Below are 5,416 nucleotides of genomic sequence, written 5' to 3'. Positions count from 1 at the left end.
GATGAAATGAACGTGATCGCGCTGCAGCGGCGAGGCGACCAGGCATGTCATCAAGGCCGATTTCTGGCGGTGCAGGCCATAGTTGCAGATGCCCGCCTCTTCCGCCTGTCTCAGCCGGTCCTCGATCCGTTGCAACACATCCGCGTCAACGTCGATGGTCATCTTCAAGCCGTCGTCGAACTTCCGGAAATCCGAATTGCTGGCCACGTCGCGTTTGTAGACCTTCGGATCGAAGCTGCCGATCGTCCAGCCATATCTGTCGGTGACAGCCGTAAGCGTCATCAGAAACAATATCCACAGCTTCGACAGCCATCGCCATCCTGCCGGCGCCATGGCCCGCGCCTCGATATCGAGGCCGGCGGGCGGAAAACTGAAGCCCGGCCCGTTCACCGGCACCGGGTGGCCATCGCGTTCCTGCCTGCCGGCAAGAGCGATGATGTCGGAAGCCAGAAACTGAAAACCGCGCAAGTCGCGCGACGCCCCCGGTATGGCTATGATCGAGACGATTTCGCCATGCCGGGCTTCGATCGGGTCCCAGCGGCAGGAGAGGCCGGTCAGATCCGGCCGCGCGCCGGCTGGCGCAGGATCGATGCGGTAGCGCCCCGCTTTCATCTCGGCTTCCGCCCAACTGCCGCCACCGCCGGCGAACATGGCATAGAAGACCGCTTCGGAGGCCCGGAACCTCGCCACGCGAACGTCGAGGCCTTGCGCTCTTATATCCTTTATCGGCACGATTGCGGCTCGCAAGGTCAGGTCCAGTTCGTCCGCCACCCATCTCTGGACAACCGCCAGCGCGTTGCGGGTGATCTCCAGCGCCGAGCCGGGAAACGCCACGAGCGCGCCGTCGCCGCCGAAGACAAAGGGAAGATCTTGCCGACCCAGCGCATTGAGCAGCGCCGAAATGACGCTGGCGCCGGCCATATTGACGGTTTTATAGCGCCCAGCCCCGATCGCCTTGGTCGAGCCGACGATGTCGGCGGTGGCCAGCGCCCAGCCATCCGGGAGAGGCCGATAGTTATCGATATCGGCAACGCTTTCGAACTTTGCGAAGACCGGCAAGGAAGCGACAAACGGGTCGGACGCGGCAGCTGTTTCCATGAGCATCAGATAGCACATTCCACTGCTTGAGGGTGAAGTCGATCATGCTTCGAAATTGACTTGCACAGGCATTCCGATGATAGGGTCCGGCGATGCGAATTGCCTTCTACGCGCCGCTGAAGTCGCCCAATCATCCCGTTGCCTCCGGCGACCGCCAGATGGCACGGATGCTGGTCAAGGCGCTGGAGCATGGAGGGCATAGCGTCGAACTAGTATCCGAATTGCGCTTCTATCTACGCGAACCGGAGTCGAAAAGTTTCGCTGCGCTCAAGATCGAGGCCCGAGAGGAAGCCGCGCGGCTGACAAGGCTTTGGGATCGTGACGGCAAGCCCGATCTCTGGTTCTCCTATCATCCCTATTACAAGGCGCCCGACCTGATCGGACCCGAGCTGGCGTCGGCCTTTGCTATCCCCTATGTGACAGCGGAAGCCTCCTTTTCGAGGCGGCGCAACGTCGGTTTGTGGGGCGATACCCAAGCGTTGGTGGCGCGAGCCGTCGAACAGGCAGCGCTGAACATCTGCTTCACGCAAAGGGATCGTCATGGACTGATGGATGCGATTCCCGACGCCGCTCTCGGTATGCTTTCGCCCTTCATCGACACATCGGAATTTCGGGAAATGCCGGCAAGGGGTTGTCCGACGCGCCTCGTTACCGTCGCCATGATGCGCCCGGGCGACAAAGTCGAAAGCTATCGCATGCTGGCGCAGGCGCTCGGTCCGATCGGCCACCTGCCCTGGACCATGTCGGTGGTCGGGGATGGGCCTGCCCGTGACGAGATCAAAGCGCAATTCGCCGGCTTGCCCGCCGACCGTATCGAATGGCTTGGCGCGATTGAGCCAGCCGCCGTGCCGGACGTCCTCTACGGTGGGGGAATTTACGTCTGGCCGGGTTACGGCGAGGCCTATGGTGTTGCCTATCTTGAAGCACAGGCCGCCGGTCTTCCGGTGGTGGCTCAGGACATCGCCGGCGTGCCGGAGGTCGTGCGGGATGGCCAGACCGGGTTTCTCACCCCGGCGGGCGATGTGGCGGCGTTCGCTTCTGCCATTGAAAGGCTTCTGGCCCGTAACGACGAAAGAACCATCATGGCCGCGGAAGCCAGACGTTTCATCCTCGAAGAACGCTCCCTCGGTGTTGCAGCGGCGCGTCTGGGCGAACTTCTTGCGAGGATCCCGGTTTCATGACATCCGATCAGATCTGGCAGCCCTTGGTGGAAGAACTGGCGTGCCGGCAACGGGCGGACCGTAAGGCAGAGTTCTGGCTGCGTGACGATGACGCCGTGGAGCCGACGCCGGCGCTTGATCGGCTGCTCGACCTCACCGGTGAATTCGCGGTTCCGGTCACTCTGGCCGTCATTCCGGCCCTGACTGGTGAGAAGCTTGTCGCCCGGCTTGACGAGGCGCCGCATGCCACGGTCGCCATCCATGGTTGGACGCACCGAAATCATGCGCCCGAGGACCAGAAAAAGCAGGAGCTCGGCGCGCATCGGCCACGCGAGGTGGTGCTCGATGATCTGGCTCGCGGGCTGTCGCACGTAACCGGCCTGCACGGCGCACGTGCCGTTCCGATGCTGGTGCCACCCTGGAACAGGATCGACGCCGGCTTGGTATCCGACCTTGGATCGATAGGATTTGCGGCATTGTCGGTCTATGGGCCGCCGAAGCCGGCTTCACTGGCGGTCATCAACAGCAATGTCGACATCATGGATTGGCATGGCACGCGCGGCTGCCGCGATCATGGCTCATTGGTTCAGGCTATCATCGCGCAATTGCAGCGTGCATTCGACGGCGGCGAACCGGTCGGCCTGCTCACCCACCATCTCGTACATGATGAATCGGCCTGGCTTTTCCTCGAACGGCTGTTCACAGTCACAGCACAGACTGAAGCCTGCGCATGGCTTCCGATCAGGACACTGATCGGGCGCAGCGCCGGTAGAGGAAAATAGCTCAGCGCTTTTTGTGCAATGAGACTGGAAATGTGAGCGTCTGGCCATCCCGCGCGGCAAAAGCGCCGGCAAACCTGTCTTTGGCCAGTTTCTCGATCTCGTCCAGTTCCTCGTCGGTGCGTGTCGGATCGTGGTGAAACAGCGCAAGCCCGCGCGCACCGGCCGCCTCACAGAGCTTGGCGCCCTGTTGCCATGTCGAGTGCCCGTAACCGCGGCGGCGTTCCATTTCCTCCTCGGTGTAGGTGCAATCGTAAATGACGAGGTCGGCATCTTCGATCAGGCCGAGCACCGCCTGATCGAGTTTGTCCGGCTCGTGCTCAGTGTCTGTTATCACCGCCACGACGCGGCCGCCCCATTCGACCCGGTAGCCTATGCAGCCGCCCGGATGGGTAAGACTGCCGGTTCGGACCACCACCCCTTCGCGCGGCCGAAGCACGTCTCCGGACACGAAATCGCGATAGTCGAGCCTTGCCTTGCAGAACTCCAGTTTCATCGGAAACCACGGCGGCCGCATGAACTTATCGACCATCTGCCGGGTCGTCATGTGTCCTGCAAGATGCCCGGACCAAAGCGTAACCTTAACGCTCTGGTCATAGATCGGCGCAAAAGACGGCAACCCGATGATGTGATCGTAATGGCAATGGGTGAAAAGCAGGTCGAAATCGGTCACGCCCAGAGCCTGAAGCGCCCCGCCGGCAGGTCGTAGGCCAGAGCCTGCGTCGAATAGAAGCGTATGCTTACCGCATCGCATCTCAATGCAGATTGTGTTGCCGCCATAGCGAGAGAATTCTGGCCCCGATACCGAAATGCTGCCGCGCACGCCCCAAAACCTGACCAGGAAAACGTCGTCGTCCATGCTACCCCTTCGCAGTCCCCATCGCCCATCGTAGCCAAACAACTGCTGCTAGGCGAGACAGGTTCTCCCGGGTGACCTTCTCAGCAAGAGGCCGGTGCCATCACGACGGCGAGGATCGAGCGGACGTCATCCGTTATTTGGCGCTTCGTGCATCGATCAGATCCGCGGTCGTATGGCTTAGGCGATCGGCAAGAACCCGCAATATCTCGATGGTCATTTCCGGGAACTCCTTCATAAGCCTCAGGAAATGATCCTTGCTGATTCTCAACGCTTCCAGCGGACTTGCCGCTCTGACGGTGGCCGTACGGGAGCTGTTGCACAATATGGCGATCTCGCCAACAATCGAATTTGGCTCCAGTTCGGCAACTTTTATCGGTCCGCTGTCGGAATCGACCAGGATATCCGCCCTGCCTGAAAGGATGACATAGGCGGCGTCTCCCTCGTCGCCCTGCCGGAAAACGATCTGGCCGGCACTGTAGCTCACACGATCGGATGTGAACGCAAGCAGCTTGAGCTTTGTCGGCTCGATGGCAGAGAACAAGGGAACGCGTTGCAGCATTCCAACTTCGTCCTTGAGCAGCATTGTCGCAAACCTTCTCAAAATTCGCGTGTGCCAGACTAGAGCAACGGTCGCCCAGATGGAATCAATTCTGTTTCCGGGATGGCGAGACGAACCACGCGAAAGGTGGCAAGCCCGATGTCGGGCGATCGGGCGATGCCGCCTGACAAAATGGGCTTCGCCAGCCGGAACCCGAAGAGCCGGGTGAATTTGCGGCAAATCCTTCGGTTTTCGGCGCCGATGCAGTCCCGCTACGCCCTTTGCCGAATGCCTTGATCTTGCATCAAATTCGCACCGGCAGAATGATCCCATCTGAATGTCCGTTGCTCTATGACAGCAGTTCCTTGAATATACCGTTCCCTGCCAAAAGTGTCTCGGGTGTTCCGTCTTCCACCAATTTGCCCGAGTCGAAGACGATAACGCGATCGAACATCATCCCCATCGCCGGATTCGTCACGACCCACACAATTGCCGGCGAATGGCCGTCGCGCCTGGCATCCTCGAGCACGTTTCGCAGCACCTTATCCTGCATGCGCTGGTCGAGCGCCGACAGCGGCCGGTTGAGAATGAGAAAATCAGGACGCTTGAGCAGGGCCCGGGCAACATCGAGCTTCTGTCGCTGTCCACCGGTCAGCCGCCTGCCGCCGGAGCCGACATTGAAGTCCAGGCCGACATCCAGAAGTTCGGCATAAAGCCCAAGTTCGTCAAGAATGTCATAGACGATGGAGCGTATGCGGTCCGGCGCGTCAGGATGGTTGTTGCCCACACGCCCGAACAGGACATTATCCATGACGGTGGCCGCGGCAATGTATTTGGCAGGATCATACCGTTCGATCGCATTTTGCAGCTCGGGCGGCAGGTTTTCATAGAACCGGTTGCGTGCAGCGACGATCTTGCTCATCAGCTCATCGCTCAGCAGTCCGAAGCGGTGCCGGGGCTCGATATAGGCAAAGCTCAAGGT

The 5,416-nt window shown here is 60.5% G+C and carries 6 protein-coding genes; 2 read left to right on the top strand and 4 right to left on the bottom strand.

Annotated elements, in window-relative coordinates:
* Positions 1–1,098 (bottom strand): DUF3095 domain-containing protein (locus tag EOA86_RS20335; RefSeq protein ID WP_245497327.1); only part of this gene is annotated, 1,098 nt, incomplete at its 3' end.
* Positions 1,099–1,190: 92 nt separating this feature from the next.
* Here EOA86_RS20335 and EOA86_RS20330 point away from each other — a divergent pair.
* On the top strand, positions 1,191–2,279 hold the full coding sequence (locus EOA86_RS20330) for a glycosyltransferase family 4 protein (RefSeq protein WP_128343277.1): 1,089 nt from the start codon (positions 1,191–1,193) through the stop codon (positions 2,277–2,279).
* Complete coding sequence (locus tag EOA86_RS20325; protein ID WP_128343275.1) at positions 2,276–3,040, top strand: polysaccharide deacetylase family protein; 765 nt, start codon at positions 2,276–2,278, stop codon at positions 3,038–3,040. Before EOA86_RS20330 ends, EOA86_RS20325 begins: the two co-directional genes overlap by 4 nt.
* A 1-nt stretch (position 3,041) precedes the next feature.
* Here the strand turns inward: EOA86_RS20325 and EOA86_RS20320 are convergent, their stop codons facing one another.
* The 3 genes from EOA86_RS20320 to EOA86_RS20310 all read right to left on the bottom strand — a co-directional run.
* Positions 3,042–3,896, bottom strand: a complete 855-nt coding sequence (locus EOA86_RS20320; protein WP_127208218.1) for an MBL fold metallo-hydrolase — start codon at positions 3,894–3,896, stop codon at positions 3,042–3,044.
* A gap of 133 nt (positions 3,897–4,029) precedes the next feature.
* Positions 4,030–4,479: a cyclic nucleotide-binding domain-containing protein gene (locus EOA86_RS20315; protein WP_127208217.1), complete on the bottom strand. Its 450-nt coding sequence runs from the start codon at positions 4,477–4,479 to the stop codon at positions 4,030–4,032.
* Between the two features lie 304 nt (positions 4,480–4,783).
* On the bottom strand, positions 4,784–5,416 hold a 633-nt coding region (locus tag EOA86_RS20310), incomplete at its 5' end, for an ABC transporter ATP-binding protein (RefSeq protein ID WP_164891854.1).

This window comes from Mesorhizobium sp. M5C.F.Ca.IN.020.32.2.1 (assembly GCF_004023105.1).
Lineage (GTDB): Bacteria > Pseudomonadota > Alphaproteobacteria > Rhizobiales > Rhizobiaceae > Mesorhizobium > Mesorhizobium wenxiniae.
The sequence above is the reverse complement of the archived record's forward strand: the minus strand, read 5'-3'. Positions and strand labels throughout refer to the sequence as shown.